The organism is Burkholderia sp. R-40 (assembly GCF_049942845.1).
Taxonomy (GTDB): domain Bacteria; phylum Pseudomonadota; class Gammaproteobacteria; order Burkholderiales; family Burkholderiaceae; genus Burkholderia; species Burkholderia ambifaria.
The window spans coordinates 1,273,824-1,295,881 of record NZ_CP187968.1 but is presented as its reverse complement, the minus strand read 5'-3'; the positions used below and the strand labels follow the sequence as shown (position 1 = coordinate 1,295,881).

Sequence of the window (22,058 nt, the reverse complement as noted above, 5' to 3'; positions counted from 1 at the left end):
CTCCGTCACCCTTGCGGGGCAGCGTTGCCCTCATCCACCGCGCCCGGCGGCGCAACGTCGTCAACTGCAACCAGCGTCCACGTTGTCGGCACGCTGTGCTTTGACTCCCGACCCAACACACGGTCCAGAATGCCTGGTTGATTCAATATTTCGATCGATGGCATGACCGCTCCGAGTTCGAAGTATTGACGGCTACCGCCGACCACGGAAAGCCCATTCGCTTCAGGACACGTCCACCAGCCGCTGCGGGGACAGGCCGCCCCAGTCTGCACGATGCTGTTTAAGGGAACCGGCGGCGTCCCTGCTGTACTTACTTGGCCTCCACCGGATGTTGGGCGTAGCCGTACTGAGTTCACAATCGACTCGAATAGCTTGGTTGCTTGTTCTTCCGTCAAACCAGGGCGTTGATCCTCGCGCGTCGTCAATTCAACCGAAAGCGTAGGTTTCAGTGGCTCCAAGTGTTCCCCTTGCGCTTCCCAATGAAACTGATAGGCGCGGAAACCTGCGTCGGTGGGGAGCGACCATAGGCCTTCCTCACCCTTGCGGCCATTCACATCGTGCTCGCCGCGCCGCAATGTGCGAATTCCTGACACAAGAGATTGCAGTGCGCCCGGCACTACGCCACTATCGACGCGCTGCAGCAACGATTTTGCATCCGGCTTCGCGGTCATCGTTGTTACATGAATGAGCAGTCCCGGTGCACTCGGTAATTTGAACGTAATCGACGCAATTTCGTGTTGAGATGTCTTCCCATCATCTGCGAAAAAGCCGTCTCTCAGGCAAAACCCCGCTTGTGTAGGAATTTCATTCGGAGTGCGGGCGCGAAGACTTGGCAAGAATTTACTTTGCAGCTTCTCGGTTAGCGCTGCGTATTTGTCCGTGTCAAATCCGTCTGCGTCAATGAAGAATGTCCGTCCATTAATCCATTTGTAAGCTTCAAATCCTTCAATCTTTCGCCCATAGAGAGTGGTTGATTTAAGAAATACCACCCCGTTGGTACGCAAGTCGATCGCGCGATCAAATGCAAGATCACTTTTACCCTCCGGTCTTTTAAGGCCGGCTTCCCGTTCCTGCATTCTTTTTTGGAAGGCTGCGATATTTGGGTATCGCGTATTTGTTTGAACGGGGCCAAACATATATTCGCCCATCTGCGCATATAGTTCCATGTTTGCCGGAACATCGACAAGGAATCGGCCAACACAGTATGTCTTCGAGTCATTCATGTTCGGTTCGCCAGCCATACAAGTCATAGACAAAAATGTGAGGGTCAATGCAATTAGTCGTTGTACCTTCATGCGCTTCCTTGAGTAGACGCGCCAGTTTGCTGGACTGGTGGCGCGAGTTGTACGATCTTCGCGATGCACCATAACACACACTCGCGCACGGGTTCGTTGTTGTACGACATTTGATGATCGAAGCCAGACATGCGAAATGTGACGGGCTGAGAACCACTTTCGACAATCAAATTCCCGGAGTCGAATGGGACCGTTCCGTCTCCGGAAAATGTGGTATCGCTGATCTGATCATTTTTAGGTGGCGGTGGTGCATTTTCCAACTTAAAAATCGCTTTTTGTTGGGCTACCTTCAACGTGGATTTTCCAAATAAATCGAAGTCGTTGGTTTTTAGTGTGGGGAGTTGCCATTCAAATTCGGAGCCGACTTCGTCTTTGGTGGACCAGGTGACGCTTCCGAAAGAAACCTGTTTTTTGTCTGCGCCATAATATGCATAGGTAACCGGATGGCAATACAGTTGCAAGGCATCGTGAAAATCCTCTGCTTTTCCGATGGCCTTGGAGTAACGATTGATATCTTTGGAGCCGACGTCATTGTTCAGGCCGGCTGGATTAATGAGTGATTCATTAACCATTCCCCACCAAACGTCTTTCACTGTAGTGGAGTAAATTTCTGCATACGGATTCGATAGCGGAAGCGCGGGCATTGCTTCGGTTTTTTTCCCGTTGGCATACCGTGTAAACTTTAGCCATCCTGGCGCGAAGTGCTTGGTCGGCAAGAGTTCCAGCGGACCGGACGAATTTCCCATCACGCACACAATATCGGCTGCGCTCCATCCCATGATTTCCGCCACCAGCGCACCTTCGATATTGAACGTCCCGTTCACTTCAGTACCCGCGCGGAAGCGCCGATACACAACAGGCGCGCCGCCCACCGGTTGCACTCCATGGACGACACCTAACACAGTATCCGGTCCTGCGTTGCTTGTCGTGCCGCTAGCTGATCCGTCCGTCGCTCCCCCGGAGTCCAGCGGTTTGACTTGCGTTTCGTTCGCGTCGTCCGATTTTTCTGTTCCTCCGACTCGCCTGTCGTCGCTCGACGTTGTGCTTCCGCGGCCGCTCAGTTTTTGCGCAGCACGGCGCGCAACAAGTCCGCCCATTGAGTGTGTGACGATGATGACTTTGCCGGTAGAAATCCAATAGGAACCTTTCTTGTAATACTCGATGGCTTCGTCGATACGTTTGATGAGTTGATCCGCAGATGCGTCGTTTGAAGCAAGCCAGTTGTAACCACATACCCATACCGGATAGTAGTACTGCGACACTCGAGAGAATTCATCCGACGCAAGCGGCTCGATTGTCACACCCTGCGGGTTCCACTCCTTGCGAACGTCGACCTTCTGATTCTTTACGATTCGCTCTAGTGTCTGAGCTACTTGCCAAACGTCCTTCGGCTTTTGGGCATCGGAAGGCAGTTCGGGTTCGACGAACGGTTCGTTCAACGCATATTCAAGTTCAGCAAGAATCCCGCCGTAACTATCGAAGTGAATTTCTCCCCATCCGCGTCGCTTCGCCTCGTCATTCGTCAACGAGAACAAATATCGTGGAATATTTACCTTTCCGCTGCGGTCCACTTCGACTCGCTCAGGGCCAATCTGCATTTGTCTGGCCGCGGCGCTTTGATGCAGTCGCCGGAACCATTCGCCTAGCCCCGCCATCTTGCCGTTAGGCGGACTCCATGCGGGTTCGCCAGGCTTGGTCGCGTTCTTGTTGCCGCAGAGATTCGTTCCCATGATACCCGGCACGAAAATCACAGGAATGACGTGCCGCGGCGGTAGTTTACCGAGCGCACATACTTTGAACGATTCCGGACTCATAACGCTATCAAAGTACGGGTTGCCGTTCACATCGAACCGAAGCGGAATGCGACGATACGCTTGCTTTACTCCACACTCGGAATTCTCGTTTGCAGTTTCAGCGGTAGCCATTTCTATTGATATTTTTCTGTGTTCAGTCAACCGGCCGGAATGTAACCGGCCGAATTTCGCTATCGTTCGCGAGCTGCGAGTGCGTGCCATCGGCCCCTAGCTTTCCCTGATCGCGAATGCCACCGGCATCATCCAGAACCTCGTGCGCGAGCCCAACATGCGGCTTGCCGTCTGGGCCGACCACCTTAAACCGTTCGTCCGTCTTCATTGACGAAGTCGGCATGTTCGGTAGGTCGGCCGTACCGCCGCCGCCCGTCACTGCCTGAAAGCCGCTCGATTCAATCCGATGCTCACCTGTCGACGATTGGACGATCTTCCCGTTCGAAATTTTTATCACTGCGCCGTTTGTTCGCAGTTCCAGTTCCGGTGCTTCCAGAATCAGCTTTTCCAGCGAGTAAATATGCAAACGCTCGGACGTGCCGATCTCACCCTTGCCTTGGTGCGCCTGAATGGTCAGGTCGCCCGATCCCACCATAAGCTTCATCCCGGCTTTGGCGAATGCCGATAGCCCCTGCGCGGCGCGCATCAGAATGCGCCGACCGGCGCTGATGTTCGCATCCTGAGCTGCTACCGATTCAACATTCCCGCCTGCGACAGCAAGAACGTTTGCCGGGCTGGACATCGCGATACCGTCCGGCGCAGTAACGCCGATCGCTGCCGCTCCGCCGTCGTCTGTCCACTCACGAATGCTTTTCGTCAACTTCTCTTGCGGACCTGTATCCGTTTCGTAGGCGTCATGCGTCGACGACAGTTCGCTCAGCCTCTTCGCGATAGATAACGCGAGTTCCAATTGACCGGTCAATTCAGCCCGATCCAGCACGCGTCCGCTTGCATTGTTGCGGGCATCTGTTGAAAGGAGCATCCCGCGTGCGGCACGAATTGCGCCCGCCAGATCGGTGCGAAGTTCGAAACCCTCGCCGCGCTTTTCCGATACACCCTTGTTGCGAGGATGGCCGATCCAGCCCTGATTCAGTTGAGTTTTGCCGTGTTCTGAGGAGAGTTTGGTCTTGGTCTGTGCGGTCGTGTCATCAAATTGCAGTTCGCCATAGCCAGGACCGCCGATTTCCTTCGACCGAATGCCGTATAGCGGCGCGTTGTCGGGCAAATCGCCTGCGCTGGCGAACTGCACGGGCGCATGTCGCGCGTCGAACATATTTGCGACTACGATCGGCTTATCCGGATCGTTCTGCATGAATAGAACGAGAACCTCGGAACCGACCCGGGGCCAGAACGCTGTCCCGGATTGCGCATCCGCCCACGGTTGCGCGACGCGCACACGCGCGGAGTCGCGTGGTGTGCCGCTTGCGCCGCTATCGGGATGGTCGTCTCGCCGGGCAAACAGGAATTGCACGCATATCCGCCCTTGTTCGTCCACATCAACTTCACCGTTTCCGACCACGCGTGCACTGATTGGACCGACGGCCGGAACGCAGGACGCGTCCCACTTCGGAACGATATGCGTCGATGCTCGAACACACTCGAAGCGATTGAGGACCGGACTATCCTCTTCGATTGCGAACCTGCCTTTCCCGGGGGAATTCGGGAGAAGACTGTTTCGCACCTGCGTCTCCACATGCGTCAACACGAAGCGACGGTCTTCGGCGGAATGCTTGTCGATCTCCGGATGGCCAGCCATCGAAAAGACGGTGCCTGAGCCACCCACGAATGCGCGAACGACACTTTGACCGGCAAAGTGCTTTGCACCTTGCGAGAGCGCAAGCTGGCGACGCTGCATAACCTGTTCGTAGTGGTCGGCATTTTCCGCGACGTGCGGCGAGTCGTACCAATATTGGGTTAGCGTCGCGGCAAGGGCTTTACCGTGTTCGCCTTGGTCCTGTGAAGTCGTGGCGTCAAGTTGTTTGACACCGGCGGTTTGATAATCATGTGATGCCGCATACACGGCACCGGGGGCAAGTTCTCTGTACGCCTCCCACGCGAAAATCGTGTCGTCCGGTTCCGTCGCGTCCGCACGATTGAAGCGAACAAGGCCGGCCGGATTTGCCTTCCATGCGTCCGTTCTGTCGACAAGATTCAATGTGTGAACAGGTGCGCCATTCTCGATTGCGTGCGTGAAGTACCAGCTAATGCCTTCGCGACGCCACAAGCGAGTCATGAATGCGAGGTCACTTTCCTTCGCCTGCATCGTGAACCCACGACTTGGATAGGTGCCGAGCGCACTTGTATCGAGTCGAAACGCTGCACCGATGACCTGATTGCCAGTCGTATGCTCTTGAATGATCGCGTGTGAAATGTCGACAACCGATGCATCGCGAAATACACGCCAGGTTACCCGTCGATCAAGCAATGAAAGCGCGTCGGTACACACGAATTCGTAAAGCACGAAACCGCCATCGGCGGCCAATTGACGCGCTTCGCAAACGATTGCACAAATGGTTCGTTCAGTACCTGCGACGTCGCCTACCTGGAACGCCACGGGCGCACCGATGAATGCCTTCAGTGGCATTGAAATATCGCTGGATAGCGCTTGCAGGGTGAACCTGAGCGGCTCGCAAATACCTTCGCTTGAAGTGAGTTGATGTGGCAAGACGGCATTGCCCGGCAGGCCCATCGATGGGGCGAACTGCACTTGCAGCAACCGGCGCGATTGTGTGAAGCCGGATAGCAGCCGTTCAAAGTTCGGAAACTGCGCCGTGACGGCGCGGATAAGTTCTGTTGGATTCATTGTTATTTTGTGCTCTCAGGTCTCGACGATTACCCGTGCCGTGCAGCTTACCCCCGCTTGTCGATCGGCGTTTCAATCTTCCAGTCATGCACGGTACATATCCGAAAGATTGTAAAAGCCAGTCGGCGCGCCACAAAAAATTAAACCTTACGAACTACTTTTGCTGCTGTCAATCAAGCGATCCAAAAACCTGTCAGCCTTGACAGATATTTCGCGACTAGTTGTGAGCCAATCAGAGATTTGAATATGTGACAGCGCACACAGCCCTTGAATCCTCAAGTGGGTCAGCGTCATAAAAAATACCCCGGGGGACGAACGGAAAATTCGACCCCTCGGGGTATAGATCAATCGGTGTGAACCGATCGGGCTGTTTCTTTTGCGGTGGTGGTGCGCCCGCTTACCGCTGCGTCAGCATCATGTACATCTGGATCACGACGTCCGGCGAGAACGTGAACGGCACCCAGCCGTAGCCGGTGTGGCGCGCGACCAGCAGGCGGTCGCCGTTCGACTGCTTCTGCACGGCCATCATCGGGTTCTTCGTCGTCACGAAGCGCCAGCCGGCCGGGATGCCGGGCGGCGGTTCCGGCTGCATCGACGCGCGCGCATGCGCGAGTTCCTCGATCAGCTGGCCCAGTTGCTCCGGGTGCAGCGTGATCGACTGGCCGTTGACGGTCAGCGTCAGTTCGTTCTGCGACGGGCGAGCGACGTGCAGCGTCGGCTTGTCCGCGGGCGTGTCCGCGGCTTCGATAGGGGCGACTTCGATCGCGCCGGCGGCGCCGTTCGTCGCGACGACGGCGGTGCTCGCATCGGCCGGCGCCGCAGCGCCTTCATCGGCGGCAACTGGCGCGGCAGCGGGTTCGACAACCGGCTCGACGACTTCGGCCGCGACGGCCGCAACGGCCATCGCGTTGTCGGACGCCGCCGGGTTCGTCGCCGCGTCCTTCACAACAGCTTCGACGAGCGCTTCCGCGTCGGCGATCGCCTTCGCGTGACGCTCGGCGGCCGCTTCGGCCTGCGCGATCGCTTCGCTGTGGCGTTGCGCGACGGCCTCGGCTTCGGCAGTGGCCTGCGCGTGGCGTTGCGCGGCCGCGTCGGCGTGCGCGATGGCTTCGGTATGGCGTTGCGTGATGGCTTGCGCTTCGGCGGTCGCATCGGCGTGGCGCTGCGCGGCGGCTTCCGCTTCGGCGATCGCTTGCATGTGACGCTGCGCGAGCGCTTCCGCCTCGGCGATCGCGGCCGCGTGACGTTGCGTCGCGGCCTCGGCCTCGGCGGTCGCATCCGCGTGGCGTTTCGCGGCGGCCGCGGCCTCCGCGGTGGCGGCGGCATGACGCTGCGCGGCGGCTTCCGCTTCGGTCGCGGCGGCGTGATGACGTTGCGCGGCCGCCTCGGCTTCGGCGATCGCGGCCGCATGGCGCTGCGACGCGGCTTCCGCATCCGCGTGACGCTGCGCGAGCGCTTCGGTCAGCGCGGTCGCTTCGGTGTGCCGCTGGACGGCGGCTTCGGCCTGCGCGGCGGCTTCGTTGTGGCGTTGAGCGGCGGCTTCGGCCGCGGCGGTGGCATCGGCGTGGCGCTGCTGCGCGGCTGTGGCGTCGGCGGCGGCGGCCGTGTGGCGCTGCGCGGCGGCCAGTGCTTCGGTCTCCGCCGCGGCGTGACGCTCGGCGGCGGCCTGGGCTTCCGCCGCGGCGGCGCGCGCGAACGCTTCCGCGCTGCGTGCCGCCTGCTGCGCGGCGTGGTGATCGTGGAGCAGCTGATCGACGCCCGCGTTGAGCGAATCGATCTGATCGTTCAGGTTCATGCGTGTCTTCTCTGCGTAAGACCCGCGATTTTAACCGCTGCGCCGGTGCCGGTCCGTCGGCGACGTGTAACAAAGTGCGCAAAGCGGCGTGAAGCACGCCGCGTTGTGCTATTTCAGGTAGCCCGCCGAGCCGAACCAGTCGAGCGCGTCGCGCAGCCCTTCGCGGTACGGACGCGCGCGGTAGCCGAGCTCGTGCTCGGCCTTCGCGGACGTGAAATACATCTTGTTCTTCGACATCCGCAGCCCGTCGACGGTCACGAACGGCTCCTTCTTCGTGAACTTCGCGACGGCCTCCGCGCCGAGCGCGAGCGGGTAGAGCGGCCAGCGCGGCAGCGCGATGGTCGGCGCCTTGCGGCCCGTCATCTGCGCGATGTCGGCCAGCATCTGCTGCAGCGGCAGGTTCTCGCCGCCGAGGATGTAGCGCTCGCCGATCCGGCCGCGCTCGAGCGCGAGGAAGTGGCCGTGCGCGACGTCGTCGACGTGCACGAGGTTCAGGCCGGTATCGACGAACGCGGGAATCTTGCCGAGCGCGGCCTCGACGATGATGCGGCCCGTCGGCGTCGGCTTCACGTCGCGCGGGCCGATCGGCGTCGACGGGTTGACGATCACGGCCGGCAGCCCTTCGTCGGCGATCATCCGCTCGACCGCGCGCTCGGCCAGCACCTTGCTGCGCTTGTACACGCCGATCGCCTGCTCGGCGGTCAGCGGCCGGTTTTCGTCGGACGGATCGCCGGCGCTCGTGACCTTCAGCGTCGCGACGCTGCTCGTGTAGACGATCCGCTCGACGCCTTCGGCACGCGCCGCGCGCATCGTCGCGACCGCGCCTTCGAGGTTCGCGCGCTCGATCTCGTCCGGATCCGGCGCCCACAGCCGATAGTCGGCCGCGACGTGCAGCAGGTAGCGCACGCCGCGCAGCGCGGCGCGCATCGAAGCCTCGTCGCGCATGTCGCCGGTGACGATCTCGGCGTCGAGATCCGCGACGTTCGTGCGCGGGCTGGTCGGGCGCACCAGCACGCGCACCGCATAGCCTTTCTGCTGCGCGATGCGCGCGACGGCCGAGCCGACGAAACCGGACGCGCCGGTGACGAGAACGAGATCGCGGGTGGTATCAGTCATGCGTTTCCTTCAGGGCCGCGCGGGCGGCGCGGCGGTTGTGCGTCGGCGAGATTGTACGTGGTCGGCGCGCCCGGCGACGCGAGCGCCGCGCGGGCGGCCGTACTGCGCGGCCACACCGGGCGGCGGCCGATGGCCGGCCTGCCGGGCGCGTGTAGGAAGCGGCCGACGCGACTACAATGCCGGGCTTGAATGCAACAGGAGGGCGACGCGATGAGCCGTAATGAACTGGACGAACGGATCGAGACCTACTACGTGCGGGTGCGCGGCGTCGTGCAGGGCGTCGGCTTCCGTCACGCGACGGTGCGCGAGGCGCATGCGCTGAAGCTGCGCGGCTGGGTCGCGAATCTCGAGGACGGCAGCGTCGAGGCGATGATCCAGGGCCCCGGCGCGCAGATCGACCGGATGCTCGCGTGGCTGCGCCACGGGCCACCGGCCGCACGCGTGACCGAGGTCACGTTCGAGGAACGTCTGATCGAAAGGCGCTTCGATCGCTTCCAGCAGCAGTAAGGCGAAAACAATATGACGGGGTATCCGGAGGCCGGGCGCGGCATCGTGCTGTCGGTGCTGGCGTCGACGCTGTTCGCGCTGATGTCCGCTTACGCGAAACTGCTCGCGCCGCTCACGGGGCTCGACATCTTCGCGTGGCGCATCGTGTGGACCGCACCGGGCGCGCTCGCGCTGATCGCGCTGCGCGGCCGCTGGCCCGCGCTCGTCGAGCTGGTCCGACGCAGCGTGCGCGACTGGCGCCTGCTGATCGCGCTGCCGGTCAGCGCCGCGCTGCTCGGCCTGCAGCTGTGGCTGTTCCTGTGGGCGCCGCTGCACGGGCGCATGCTCGAAGTGTCGCTCGGCTATTTCCTGCTGCCGCTGACGATGGTGCTCGTCGGCCGCTTCTACTATCACGAACGGCTCGATCCGCTGCAATGGGCGGCGGTCGCCTTCGCGGCGCTCGGCGTCGCGCACGAAGTATGGGCGACGCGCGCGTTCGCGTGGCCGACGCTCGTCGTCGCGCTCGGCTATCCGCCGTATTTCGTGCTGCGCCGCCGGATCAACGCCGATTCGCTGGCCGCGTTCGCGGTCGAGATCGTGCTGCTGTGTCCGTTCGCGCTCGCGATGGTATCGACGAGCGCGACGCCGGTCGCCGGCCATCCGCTGCTGTGGGCCGCGCTGCTGCCGGGGCTCGGCGTGCTCAGCACGCTCGCGCTCGCGAGCTACCTGAAGGCGAGCCGGATGCTGCCGATGGCGCTGTTCGGCATCCTCGGCTACGTCGAGCCCGTGCTGCTCGTCGCGGTGTCGCTGCTGCTGCTCGGCGAGACGCTGAGCGTCGCGCAACTCGCCACGTACGGGCCGATCTGGGTCGCCGTCGCGCTGACCGCGTGGCACAGCGCGATGCTGATGCGGCGCCTGCCCGCGCGTCGCTGAGCGTCGGTCAGCGTCGCTCGGCGTCATCTGCCGCCGCACGACGGCCGCGCGGAAACGGGCTGCGCGTTGCGCGTTCGTCGCGTCGAATTCCCGCGATCCTGGCGTCGAACTGGCGACGCACTGACGTCACGCTGACCGCGTCGCCAGCTTCGTATCACCGCCGTCACCCGTGTAATCGAACAGAAGATTCCGTTGCATTTTGTTACTTAGGGTATCCCCCAGCGGACACTAGACTGATCTGACCGTCTTCTCTTCGTATGCGGCTTTTCCATGAACGGTCATCTCCGTGCCGGGCCGGCCGGGCTGGCGCGATGCGAGCATACGCGTATCGCCGCTGATCGGCTGCGCCTTCTCCCTTCCGAATTCTCCACCGGTGCGTGCCGCGCCGTTCTCGCGCAGGTGCGGCCATGTCGCTGAGCATGCCGCCCGCCGCCGCGGCTGCGCCGGCGCGCGGCGGCCGCTTGATCGAAGTCGATTTCTTCCGCGGGATCGTGCTGCTGATGATCGTCGTCGATCACATCAGTGCGAGCGTGCTGTCGCGCGTGACGCTCCATGCGTTCGCGCTGTGCGACGCGGCCGAGGTGTTCGTGTTCCTCGGCGGCTTCGCGACCGCGAGCGCCTACGGCGCGATCGCCGACCGGCACGGTGCGCGCGCCGCGCAGCGGCGGTTCGTGCACCGCGCGATGCAGATCTATCGCGCGTTTCTCGCGACGTCGACGCTGATGCTCGTCGCGTCCGCCGTGCTCGACCATTACGGGATCGACGCGCCGAACCTCGCGCTCGACGACGTCAGCGTGATGCTCGCGTCGCCGCTCACGGGCGCGGCCGAGCTGCTCACGTTCCAGCGCCAGCCGTATCTCGCGTCGGTGCTGCCGATGTACGTGCTGTTCGCGCTCGCGTCGCCGGTCGTCGTGCCGTTCGCGCGTCGCCACCCGTGGCTGCTCGTCGCGTTCAGCGCGGCGTCGTGGCTCGCGGCCGGCTGGCTCGGCCCCGAACTGCTGGACACCGATGCGTTCCGCTGGAGCTTCAACCCGTTCGCGTGGCAGCTGATGTTCGTCGGCGGCGTGCTCGCGCGCAGCCAGCCGTTCTATCGGCACGTCGCGCTCGGGCGCTGGAGTGCCGCGGCGACCGGCGTCGCGTGTGCGATCGTGCTCGGCTGCGCGAGCTACAAGCTGTTCTCGGGGCTGCCGGTGCCGGAAGGCGTGCTCAAGCGCGATCTCGCGCTGCCGCGCATCGTGAGCTTCGTGGCTCTCGCGTGGCTGATGGCCGACTGCGTGCGCTACGGCTGGATCGCGCGCATTGCGCACGCCGTGCAGCCCGTCGTCGCGGTCGGCCGGCGCGGCCTGATCTGCTTCGTCGCGGGCGCGGCGATCTCGCTCGTCATCGATTCGCTGCTGCATCCGGTCGCGAACGGCGCCGAGCTGCGGCATATCGGCGTGGGCCTCGCGGCCGACGCGTGCGCGGTGGGGCTGATGATGGCGGTGGCCGGATCGGGATCGTGGTTCGCGCGCTGGCGCGGCGCGGCCGCATGAGCGGCGCGGGAGCGCGCGCAGGCGGAACGCAAGCGGCCCGCGCGGCGTCGGTACGCTCAGTGAGGTGAGCCGATGCGAGAGCGGGGGGCCGCCGTCGCGTCGTCGGATTCGGCGTCGTCGCGTTCGTCGGACTTCGGATCGTCCTCCTGCGCGAGCACCGCGTCGGCTTCGGCCGCGGCCCGGGCGGCGCGCAGGGCGGTGCAGCGCTGCGCGTGCCGGATGTCCGACAGTATCCTCAAGAGCCGAGTCGTTTTGCTTTTCATGATGTTCTCCCGCCAGTGCGCGCCGCGATGGAACGGTTGCGCCGTTGCAACCAGTGTAGGACGTGCTGGCCGTGCTGGCGGGAGAATGTGGCGTGCATGCCGCACGCCGAGGGATAGTACTTACTGAGCCGAGGCCATCGCCTGCGCCTGCACCGCTTCTTCCTCGCGGCGCTCGTCCGCGCAGCGCTGATGCTGGCGCGACAGGCGGTTCATCATCGGCAGCAGGAGCAGCGCCAGCAGCATGCCAATCGCGGCGAGCCAGCCGAGCTTCTCGAACAGCGAAAGATAGAGCGGCAGCGATTCGGTGGCCGGCAGGTCGTGCGACGGCATCTGCGCGAAGTTCGCGACGACGCTGCCCAGATACTGCGACACACCCGTCGCGACGAAATACGCGCCCATCATGAAGCCGCTCATGCGCGCCGGCACGTAGCGGGCGATCATCGCGAGGCCGAGGCCGCTCACCAGCAGTTCGCCGAGCGAGTAGAGGCCGTAGCCCCACACCATGAACCACGACGACACGCGACCATCGACCGCGTAGCGGCCGCTGATCGTGAACACCAGGTAGCCGGCCGCCACCGCGCCGAAGCCGAATGCGTATTTCGCCGCGACCGGCAGGTCACGGCCGCTCTTCGAGAACGCGTTGTAGATCCACACGAGCAGCGGGCTCAGCATCATGATCCAGATCGGGTTCAGTGCCTGGAATTGCGCGGCGCTCCACGTGAACAGCGTCGTGCCGAACAGGATGAAGCGCGGATCGACGTTGCGCAGCGCGAACAGCGTCAGCGACGTCGACATCTGCACGTAGAAGATGAAGAACAGGATCACCTGGCCGATTAGCACCAGCGCCGCGATCAGGCCGGCCCGCTCCGAACGCTCCGACTTCGCGATCATGTACGCGAAGATCGCCAGAATCGCGAACGCGGCCGTCCACACGCTCGCGACCGCGAGCTGCTTGTGCTGCAGCACGTACAGCGTGATCAGCGCGAGCGCGACGCCGCCTGCGGCCACGCCGCCGAGGCGCTTCCAGCGGATCGGTTCGTCGTCGGGCTGCGAGCCGATGTGCGCGAGCGTGCGGTGCATCAGCATGAAGTTCAGGATCGCGAGCAGCATGCCGCCGCAGCAGACCGCGAACGCGGTGTGCCAGCCCCAGTGATCCTTGATCCACGGCGTCGCGAGCATCGACACGGTCGAGCCGATGTTGACCGCCATGTAGTAGATCGTGAATGCGCTGTCGATGCGCGCGTCGTCGCCTTCGTAGATCCGACGCACGAGGTTCGCCGCGTTGGCCTTGAACAGGCCGTTGCCGACGACGATCACGCCGAGCGATGCGTACATGTACGCCAGCGCGTCGTTCGGCACCGCCAGCATCAGGTAGCCGGCGCACAGCACGGCCGCGCCGATGATCATCGTGCGACGGGCGCCGAGCACCTTGTCGCCGATCCAGCCGCCGATCGACGGCGACGCGTAGACGAGTGCGGTAAACGCGCCCCAGGTCAGGTTCGCATGGCTGTCGGTGAAACCGAGCCGGTCGACCATGAAGAGGACCAGAAGCGCGGCCATGCCGTAGTAGCCGAAGCGCTCCCACATTTCGATGAGGAAGACCGTCGTAAACGATCGGGTTTGTGAAACAGGTGCGTGCATCATCAATCTCGTTTCAAACGGACGGCGCGGATCGCGCGTCGCCTTGGGGTCGAACTGGCGCCGGAGCACGGTGGCCGGGTAGGCTTTGCGTCGGCGATGGAGCAGTCGGGCGGTTAGCCCGGGCCGGGGTCGGACACCGCCGAATAAGGCGGTGCGCGGCCCCGACCGGCGCGCGAATGGTAACGTTTGCCGGTCCGGTGCGTCGGGTCCGCGCCACTCAGGGAAACTCCCAATATGGCAGCAGCTTTCAGGAACATTTGTCTCGTCATTTACTTGTAAGCTCTGCGCCCGTTCTCCGCAAATTCCCGGAGAGCCGCTTGCAGCTTGCCTGTGAAGCCGGCGAGTCTGGCAAGATAGCGCGTCGTTTCGCACGCTTCGTGCCCTGTTTAGTGCACCGGGCTCGACACCGAAGACGTGTGCGAACCTGAAGATTAAGGCATCTCGATTTAACTTAGTTACTTTCCATCAAACATTTTTTGACGACCACTTTTCGGCCTGCTATGGTTTCCCCCACTGAAAACTCGCGATCGGCAGACGCTGCCGCTCTGGGCAGCAAGATTCGCGCGTTGCGCCAACGACTCAAGCGCACGCTCGACGACACCGCTACCGCCGCGGGTATTTCGAAGCCGTTTCTGTCTCAAGTCGAGCGCGGGCTCGCGTCGCCGTCGCTGACGTCGCTGGCCGGTATCGCACAGGCGCTCGGCGTGACGGTGCAGTACTTCGTGGACACACCGAGCGAGGAACGCTCGGTCTGCAGAGGCGAGCAGTTGCGCTTCTTCGGATTCGCCGATTCGGCGAATTTGTTCGCGAGGCTGACGAACGTGTCCGAAGGGCGTCAGCTCGAGGCGATCCTCGTGCGGTTGCCGCCGGGGCAGAAGCGGTCGGAAGTAACGACGCATGCAGGAGAAGAATTCCTGTATGTGATTGAAGGGGAAGTGTCGCTGACGCTGGAAGGCAAGACGTTCGTCCTGCAGGCCGGCGACAGCTCGCACTATCAGTCGACGGTCCCGCACAGCTGGGTCAACACCGCGAAGATCGAGTCGGTGGTGGTCTGGGTCGGTACACCGAGGCTGTTCTAACGCACAGGTATTCCTTCGTTTCAGAGACGGAATGCCTGTCGAAAGAAACGTAAGGAATACTAAGATGCAATACGAGAACCACGGGCCTCCCCAATCGCTGCACCCGTCAGCGTCTCAAGCGTAACCGCGGCATTCGCCGCGCGACGCTCACCGAACAACCTTCTCAAGACCGCCACGATGAAATCCTTGCATGCCATGTCGGCCGTGCTGGCCGCGCTCGCCCTGACGACGCCCGCCGCTCACGCCGTGACCGTTCCGTCGAACGTCGCGCTCGCTCCTCAACAGGACCTGACGCGCCAGGTGCCCGCCGAAGTCGAGTCGCTCGACCCGGCGCACATCGAATCGTGGACGGGCAACACGATCGGCCTCGATCTGTTCGAAGGGCTCGCCCGCATCGACGCGGCCGGCCAGGTCGTGCCGGGCGTCGCGCAGTCGTGGGAGCGCAAGACGCCGCAGACGTGGATCTTCAAGCTGCGCCACGATGCGAAGTGGAGCAACGGCCAGCCGGTGACGGCCGCCGATTTCGTCTATTCGTGGCAGCGTCTCGTCGATCCGAAGACGGGCTCGAAGTACACGATCCTCGTCGAGTTCATCAAGAACTCGAAGGACATCATCGCCGGCAAGGCCGCGCCGACGACGCTCGGCGTGCGCGCCGTCGACCCGTACACGCTGGAAGTGACGACCGACGTGCCCGTCGCGTTCTTCCCCGAGCTGACCGCGATGGCGCCGCTCGCACCGGTGAACAAGGACACCGTCGCGAAGTTCGGCGACGCATGGACGCGCCCCGGCAACATCGTCAGCAACGGCGCATACCAGCTCGTCGACTGGCAGCCGAACAACCGCATCGTGGCGACCAAGGATGCGAAGTACTGGAACGCGTCGAAGGTCGTGATCAACAAGGTCACGTACCTGCCGATCGAAAGCGACGAAACCGCGATGCGCATGTACCAGGCCGGCCAGATCGACTACAGCTACTCGATCCCGTCGGGCATCTTCCAGCAGGTCAGCAAGCAGTTCGGCGGCGAGCTGCGCCCGGGCCTGCAGCTCGCGACCTACTACTACTACCTGAACAACAGCGACGCGGCGCTCAAGGACAAGCGCGTGCGCCAGGCGCTGTCGATGGTGATCGATCGCGACGTGCTGACGTCGAAGCTCACGCAGGCCGGCGAGAAGCCGATGTACGGCCTGATGCCGAACGGCACGAAGGGCGCGCAGCCGTTCACGCCGGAATGGGCGTCGTGGCCGATGGCCAAGCGTGTGGCGACCGCGAAGGACCTGCTCAAGCAGGCCGGCTACTCGGACGCGAAGCCGCTGTCGTTCACGCTCACGTACAACACCAACGACCTGCACAAGAAGGTCGCGCTGTTCACCGCATCGGAATGGCGCACGAAGCTCGGCATCAACACGAAGCTCGAGAACGTCGAGTTCAAGGTGCTGATGAAGGAACGGCATGACGGCAAGGTGCAGATCGCGCGCGACGGCTGGTTCGCCGACTACAACGACGCGATGACCTTCTTCGACCTGATCCGCTGCGGCAGTTCGCAGAACACCGTCGGCTACTGCAACAAGCAGATGGACTCGCTCGTCGACGAAGGCAACCAGAAGCTCGACGACAAGGCGCGCACCGCGCTGCTCACGCAGGCGCACGACACGGCGATGAACGACACGCCGATGGTGCCGCTGTTCCAGTACTCGGCCGACCGTCTCGTGAAGCCCTACGTGGGCGGCTACTCGCTGAAGAACGTGATCGACATGCGTGCGTCGCAGGACATGTACCTGATCAAGCACTGAGCGGAGCGATCATGCTGGCCTACGCATTGAGACGCACGTTGTGGGCGGTGCCGACGATTCTCGCGGTCATCACCGTCTGCTACCTGCTGCTGCATTTCACGCCCGGCGGCCCGTTCGATACGGAGAAGCAGCTGTCCGTGGCGACGCTCGCGAACCTGAACGCGAAGTATCACCTCGACGAGCCGCTGTGGAAGCAGTACCTGCTGTATCTCGGCTCGCTGCTGCGCGGCGATCTCGGCCCGTCGTTCCGCTACGTCGACTGGTCGGTGAACGATCTCGTGAAGAAGGCGCTGCCCGTGAGTCTCGGCGTGGGCGGCGTGTCGATCCCGGTCTCGATCGTGTTCGGGGTGCTGCTCGGTACCGTCGCTGCCGTGCGCCGCGACAGCGTGATCGACCGCTTCGTGATGCTGCTCGGCAACTTCGGCAACGTCGTGCCGCCGTTCGTGCTCGGCCCGGTGCTGGTGTGGATCTTCGCGATCCTGCTGAAGACGTCGGCCGGCAACGGCTGGCTGCCGGCGGGCGGCTGGGGCGACGGCGGCTGGCAGTACCGGCTGCTGCCGATCGTGCTGCTGACCTTCATCAACGTGTCGCTGCTCGCGCGCGTGATGCGCGGCTCGATGATCGAGACGCTGTCGAGCAACTACATCCGCACCGCGCGCGCGAAGGGCCTGCCGGGCTCGACGATCGTGCTGCGCCACGCGCTCAAGCCCGCGCTGATGCCGGTCGTGTCGCTGTTCGGCACGGTCTGCATCACGTCGATCACGGCGGCCGTCGTCACCGAATCGGTGTTTGCGCTGCCGGGGCTCGGGCAGCTCGTCGTGAACGGCGCGATCAACCGCGACTACACGCTGGTGCTCGGCCTCGTCGTGCTGACGACCGTGTTTGCAGTGCTGTTCAACCTGCTGGTCGACCTCGCGTACGCGTGGCTCGATCCGCGCATCCGTTATTGAGCGAGGCACTGCGATGACCCCGACTACTCCCGTCGTCAGTCTGCCCGTGCAGACCGACTCGCCGCCGCGTTCGCGCTCGCCGCTCGCGCTCGCGTTCGCGCGCTTCCTTCACAACCGCGCGGCCCTGTTCAGCCTCGTGCTGCTCGCGCTGATCACGCTCGCGTGCTTCGCCGGCCCGTGGCTGCTCGCGGCCGATCCCGCGGCGAGCGACTGGGCGTCGATCAGCCTGCCGCCGACGTTTGCCAACCAGCACTGGTTCGGCACCGACGAACTCGGCCGCGACCTGCTCGTGCGCACGCTGATCGGCGGGCGCGTGTCGATCGAGGTCGGCCTGCTCGGCACGCTGGTGTCCGGCCTGTTCGGCGTCGCGTGGGGCGCGACCGCCGGCTTCGCGGGCGGCCGGGTCGACTCCGTGATGATGCGCATCGTCGACATGATGTACGCGATCCCGTACCTGCTGATCGCGATCCTGATGATGACCCTGTTCGGCCGCTCGTTCATGCTGGTCGTGCTGACCATCAGCGCGTTCTCGTGGATCGACATGGCGCGCGTCGTGCGCGGCCAGACGCTGTCGCTGCGCAACCGAGAGTTCGTCGATGCGGCGCGCGCGATCGGCGTGTCGCCGGCATCGATCGTGCGGCGCCACATCGTGCCGAACCTGCTCGGCGTGGTCGTCGTGTACGCGACGGTCTCGGTGCCGAACATCGTGCTGACCGAATCGGTGCTGTCGTTCCTCGGCCTCGGCGTGCAGGAACCGATGACGAGCTGGGGCGTGCTGATCCAGGACGGCGCGCAGAAACTGGAATCGATGCCGTGGCTCCTGCTGGCACCGGCCGTCATGCTGTGCGTGACGCTTTACTGCGTGAACTTCGTTGGCGACGGCCTGCGTGACGCGCTCGACCCGAAGGATCGCTGAGATGGCCTCACTACTTGAAGTCGACAACCTCGGCGTGCGCTTCACGCGCAAGGATGCACCGCCCGTCGACGCCGTGAGCGGCGTGTCGTTCTCGCTCGAGGCCGGCAAGACGCTCGGCATCGTCGGCGAATCGGGCTCGGGCAAGAGCCAGACCGTGATGGCGCTGCTCGGCCTGCTGGCCGGCAACGGCACGACGACGGGCACCGCGCGCTATCGCGGCGACAACCTGCTCGAGATGGATACGCGCGCGCTGAACGCGGTGCGCGGCGACCGCATCGCGATGATCTTTCAGGATCCGATGACGTCGCTCAATCCGTTCCTGACGATCGAGCGGCAGATGACCGAGACGCTGCAGCTGCATCGCAAGCTGTCGCGCAAGGACGCGACCCGGCGCGCGATCGAGGCGCTCGAGTCGGTGCGCATTCCCGATGCGGCACGCCGCATCCGCATGTATCCGCACGAGTTCTCCGGCGGCATGCGGCAGCGCGTGATGATCGCGATGGCGCTGCTGTCCGAGCCGGAAATCCTGATCGCCGACGAGCCGACCACCGCGCTCGACGTGACCGTGCAGGCGCAGATCATCGACCTGCTGCGCGAACTGAACCGCGAGCGCGGCACCGCGATCGTGCTGATCACGCACGACATGGGCGTGGTCGCGGGCCTCGCGGACGACGTGATGGTCATGTATGCGGGCCGCACCGTCGAATACGCACCGGCCGATTCGATCTTCGCGGCGCCGTCGCATCCGTACACGATCGGCCTGCTCAACGCGCTGCCGCGCCTGACCGACGCGGACGATGCGCCGCTCGTCGCGATTCCCGGCAATCCGCCGATGCCCGGCACCGCGCCGGCCGGGTGCGCGTTCGCGAAACGCTGCACGTATGCGGAGGAGCGCTGCGGTGCGGCGCGCCCCGTGCTCGAAACCTATGGCGCGGCGGGCGCGGTGCGCGCGTGCCACCGGCCGCTGGCCGATCTGACGGGAGGTCTGCGATGAGCGTCGAAGCACGCCGCAATGCCGGCGCGACGGGCGACACGCTGCTGTCCGTCGAGGATCTGAAGGTGCATTTCCGCGTGCCGCTCGGCGGCTATCCGTGGTCGCCGAAGGGCACGCTGCGCGCAGTCGACGGCGTGTCGTTCGACGTGAAGCGCGGCGAAACGGTCGGGCTCGTCGGCGAGTCGGGCTGCGGGAAGTCGACGCTCGCGCGCGCGCTGATCGGCCTCGTGCCGATGACGGCCGGCACGGTGCGCTGGCGCGGCGATGCCGTCGCGCCCGATCACCTGCGCGGCACCGCGATGCGCCGCGAAGTCCAGATGATCTTCCAGGATCCGCTCGCGTCGCTCGATCCGCGCATGACGATCGAGCAGATCGTCGCGGAGCCGCTCGTCACGCACCACGCGGGCCTCGGCCGCACCGAAGTGCGCCGCCGCGTGATCACGATGCTCGAGCGCGTCGGCCTGAATGCGCATCACCTGCTGCGCTATCCCCACGAATTTTCCGGCGGGCAGTGCCAGCGCGTCGGTATCGCGCGTGCGCTGATCAGCGAGCCGAAGCTCGTGATCTGCGACGAACCCGTCTCGGCGCTCGACGTGTCGATACAGGCGCAGATCGTGAACCTGCTGCGCGATCTGCAGCGCGACCTGTCGTTGTCCTATCTGTTCGTCGCGCACGATCTGGCGGTGGTGAAGGCCATCAGCCAGCGCGTGCTCGTGATGTATCTCGGCCGCGTGATGGAGTTCGGCACGCGGCATGACGTGTATGGCGTGCCGCAGCACCCGTACACGAAGGCGCTGCTCGATGCGGCGCCGACGCCGGAGCCGGCGCGCGAGCGTGCTCGCCGTCCGATGCTGCTGGCGGGCGAGATGCCGTCGCCGCTCAACCCGCCGTCCGGCTGCGCGTTTCGCACGCGCTGCCCGGTCGCGATCGACGCGTGCGCGCAGGACGTGCCGCTGCCGGAAGTGCGGCACGGCTCGGCGGCGCGTGTCGCGTGCATCCGGGCGGGCGTGGCGGCATGAAGTGACGCAGCAAACATAACCAGGCAGGTCAACAGGGGTAGGGTGCGGCGCGAACGACCTTCGCGCCGCGGGTAAAGGCGCGTCCTTAACCGGGCTCGCCGGGGGGCTGGAAGCGGATCGCAACCGGCGTGGACGACATCAACACAAGACGAGAATGACGATGAAAAAGCAAAAGACGATCGGGACGGCATCGAAGATGCTGCTTGCATGGGGCTTGCCGGCGCTCGCGGGCGTGTCGCTGACCGGCGTCGCGCACGCCGACGACGCAGCCCCCGCACCGCTGACGGTCGCGCAGGCTGCGCCGTCCGCCGGCGCGAGCTCGACCGTTGCGCAGGCAACGACCCCGAACGCCGTGATCAACGCCGAAGCGACCCAGGCCGTCACGCCGCCGGACGAGCCGTCGGCCCAGTCGAAGTCGAAGGGCTTCATTGCCGACAGCCATCTCGACTTCCTGTTCCGCAACTATTCGGACGTGCTCGACAGCAAGGGCGGCCCGCACCGCCACGCGTGGGTCCAGGGCGCGATGGCGAACTTCGAGTCGGGCTTTACGACGGGCTTGATCGGGATCGGTTTCGACGCGTCGCTGTATGCGGCGCTGAAGCTCGACGGCGGCCAGGGCGCCGGCAGCATGGTGCACATCGCGAAGGGCGGCGGTGGCGGCAACCAGCTCGCGTGGGCCTACCCGGGCATCTACGACATCAAGGCGCGCATTTCGAACACGGTGGTCAAGTACGGTCTGCAAGCCGTCGACAACCCGTTCATGGAGCAGCACGACAACCGCGCGCTGCCGCCGACGTTCCTCGGCGCGACGATCGTCAGCAACGAATTCAAGAACGTGATGCTCGAGGCCGGCAGCTTCACGAAGACCGACGCACGCGGTCACACGACGCTCACCAACCTCACCACGCAATACGGCGGCACGCGCATCAACCGCCTGACGTACGTCGGCGGCACGTGGGACTACTCGCCGAACGGCGAAGTCGCGCTGTACGCGAACCAGGCCGACGACGTGTGGCACCAGTACTACGCGTCGGTGAAGCACAGCATCGGCAGCACGCAGACAATCAAGTGGACGGGCTTCGGCAACGTCTACTCGACGCACGACACCGGCGACGCGCTGCAGGGCAAGATCGACAACAACGCATACAGCCTGTCGCTGGCCGCGCAGCACGGCCCGCACGAGCTGCTGCTCGGCTTCCAGCAGGTGCTCGGCGATCAGTTCTTCGACTACCTGAACGAAACCAACGGTATCTTCCTGACCAACTCGATGGACGTCGACTACAACGCGCCGCACGAAAAGTCGCTGCAGCTGCGTTACACGTTCTACGGCAAGGAAGCGGGCCTGCCGGGCTTCAAGGCGATGGTCTGGGGCGTGACGGGCTGGGGTGCGGACGGCAGCGCGGGGGCGGCGAACGATCCGAGCAAGTCGAGCATCTACTGGGCCAACGGCGCGCCGGTGCAGGGCCGTCACCACGAGTTCGGCTTCATCCCGTCGTACACGTTCCAGAGCGGCAAGCTGAAGGATACGAAGGTCACGTTCATCGCGATGTGGCACAACGGTTCCGCGCACTACTCGGACGCGACGAACCGCGAGTATCGCCTGGTCGTGAACGTGCCGCTGCACGCGTTCTGATCGAAGG

17 protein-coding genes are annotated in these 22,058 nt (G+C 64.0%); 10 read left to right on the top strand and 7 right to left on the bottom strand.

What is annotated here, in order from left to right; genetic code table 11:
* Window positions 1–5: 5 nt before the first annotated feature.
* From ACP26O_RS22185 to hpnA, 5 genes are all read right to left on the bottom strand, one after another.
* Window positions 6–1,295 (bottom strand): T6SS immunity protein Tli4 family protein, encoded by a 1,290-nt coding sequence (locus ACP26O_RS22185; protein WP_175664288.1) that lies wholly within the window; start codon window positions 1,293–1,295, stop codon window positions 6–8.
* Window positions 1,292–3,220, bottom strand: a complete 1,929-nt coding sequence (locus ACP26O_RS22180) for an esterase/lipase family protein (protein WP_175659976.1) — start codon at window positions 3,218–3,220, stop codon at window positions 1,292–1,294. The genes ACP26O_RS22185 and ACP26O_RS22180 overlap by 4 nt, the downstream gene beginning before the upstream one ends.
* A gap of 22 nt (window positions 3,221–3,242) precedes the next feature.
* Window positions 3,243–5,903 carry a type VI secretion system Vgr family protein gene (locus ACP26O_RS22175; RefSeq protein ID WP_175664287.1) on the bottom strand — a complete coding sequence of 887 codons (2,661 nt, stop codon included), beginning with the start codon at window positions 5,901–5,903 and terminating at the stop codon, window positions 3,243–3,245.
* Window positions 5,904–6,300: 397 nt separating this feature from the next.
* Window positions 6,301–7,698, bottom strand: coding sequence for a phage tail protein (locus ACP26O_RS22170; RefSeq protein WP_175664286.1), 1,398 nt, complete (start codon window positions 7,696–7,698; stop codon window positions 6,301–6,303).
* Window positions 7,699–7,806: 108 nt separating this feature from the next.
* Window positions 7,807–8,814 (bottom strand): hopanoid-associated sugar epimerase, encoded by a 1,008-nt coding sequence (gene hpnA, locus ACP26O_RS22165; RefSeq protein WP_426356402.1) that lies wholly within the window; start codon window positions 8,812–8,814, stop codon window positions 7,807–7,809.
* Window positions 8,815–9,024: 210 nt separating this feature from the next.
* Between hpnA and ACP26O_RS22160 the strand changes: the two genes are divergently transcribed.
* From ACP26O_RS22160 to ACP26O_RS22150, 3 genes are all read left to right on the top strand, one after another.
* Window positions 9,025–9,321, top strand: a complete 297-nt coding sequence (locus ACP26O_RS22160; protein WP_041491699.1) for an acylphosphatase — start codon at window positions 9,025–9,027, stop codon at window positions 9,319–9,321.
* Window positions 9,322–9,333: 12 nt separating this feature from the next.
* Window positions 9,334–10,233: an EamA family transporter RarD gene (rarD, locus tag ACP26O_RS22155; protein WP_012367073.1), complete on the top strand. Its 900-nt coding sequence runs from the start codon at window positions 9,334–9,336 to the stop codon at window positions 10,231–10,233.
* 407 nt (window positions 10,234–10,640) lie between these two features.
* Window positions 10,641–11,765 carry an OpgC domain-containing protein gene (locus tag ACP26O_RS22150; protein ID WP_175659980.1) on the top strand — a complete coding sequence of 375 codons (1,125 nt, stop codon included), beginning with the start codon at window positions 10,641–10,643 and terminating at the stop codon, window positions 11,763–11,765.
* Between the two features lie 56 nt (window positions 11,766–11,821).
* Here ACP26O_RS22150 and ACP26O_RS22145 read toward each other — a convergent pair whose 3' ends face one another.
* The gene (locus ACP26O_RS22145; protein ID WP_105832592.1) at window positions 11,822–12,028 is read right to left on the bottom strand and encodes a hypothetical protein; all 207 of its coding nucleotides are present in this window, start codon (window positions 12,026–12,028) and stop codon (window positions 11,822–11,824) included.
* 120 nt (window positions 12,029–12,148) lie between these two features.
* Window positions 12,149–13,672 carry a peptide MFS transporter gene (locus ACP26O_RS22140; protein WP_011659810.1) on the bottom strand — a complete coding sequence of 508 codons (1,524 nt, stop codon included), beginning with the start codon at window positions 13,670–13,672 and terminating at the stop codon, window positions 12,149–12,151.
* Between the two features lie 497 nt (window positions 13,673–14,169).
* Between ACP26O_RS22140 and ACP26O_RS22135 the strand changes: the two genes are divergently transcribed.
* From ACP26O_RS22135 to ACP26O_RS22105, 7 genes are all read left to right on the top strand, one after another.
* Window positions 14,170–14,748 carry a cupin domain-containing protein gene (locus ACP26O_RS22135; protein ID WP_006753630.1) on the top strand — a complete coding sequence of 193 codons (579 nt, stop codon included), beginning with the start codon at window positions 14,170–14,172 and terminating at the stop codon, window positions 14,746–14,748.
* A 177-nt stretch (window positions 14,749–14,925) separates the two neighbouring features.
* On the top strand, window positions 14,926–16,539 hold the full coding sequence (locus ACP26O_RS22130) for a peptide ABC transporter substrate-binding protein (RefSeq protein ID WP_105832593.1): 1,614 nt from the start codon (window positions 14,926–14,928) through the stop codon (window positions 16,537–16,539).
* 11 nt (window positions 16,540–16,550) lie between these two features.
* Window positions 16,551–17,489 (top strand): ABC transporter permease subunit, encoded by a 939-nt coding sequence (locus tag ACP26O_RS22125; protein ID WP_011659808.1) that lies wholly within the window; start codon window positions 16,551–16,553, stop codon window positions 17,487–17,489.
* A 13-nt stretch (window positions 17,490–17,502) separates the two neighbouring features.
* Window positions 17,503–18,405, top strand: a complete 903-nt coding sequence (locus ACP26O_RS22120) for an ABC transporter permease (RefSeq protein WP_175664285.1) — start codon at window positions 17,503–17,505, stop codon at window positions 18,403–18,405.
* Window position 18,406: 1 nt separating this feature from the next.
* A complete protein-coding gene (locus tag ACP26O_RS22115) occupies window positions 18,407–19,399 on the top strand; it encodes an ABC transporter ATP-binding protein (RefSeq protein ID WP_011659806.1) in 993 nt (330 codons plus the stop codon).
* Window positions 19,396–20,418 carry an ABC transporter ATP-binding protein gene (locus ACP26O_RS22110; RefSeq protein WP_175659983.1) on the top strand — a complete coding sequence of 341 codons (1,023 nt, stop codon included), beginning with the start codon at window positions 19,396–19,398 and terminating at the stop codon, window positions 20,416–20,418. The genes ACP26O_RS22115 and ACP26O_RS22110 overlap by 4 nt, the downstream gene beginning before the upstream one ends.
* 160 nt (window positions 20,419–20,578) lie before the next feature.
* A complete protein-coding gene (locus ACP26O_RS22105) occupies window positions 20,579–22,051 on the top strand; it encodes an OprD family outer membrane porin (protein ID WP_175659984.1) in 1,473 nt (490 codons plus the stop codon).
* The last annotated feature ends 7 nt before the right edge of the window (window positions 22,052–22,058 follow it).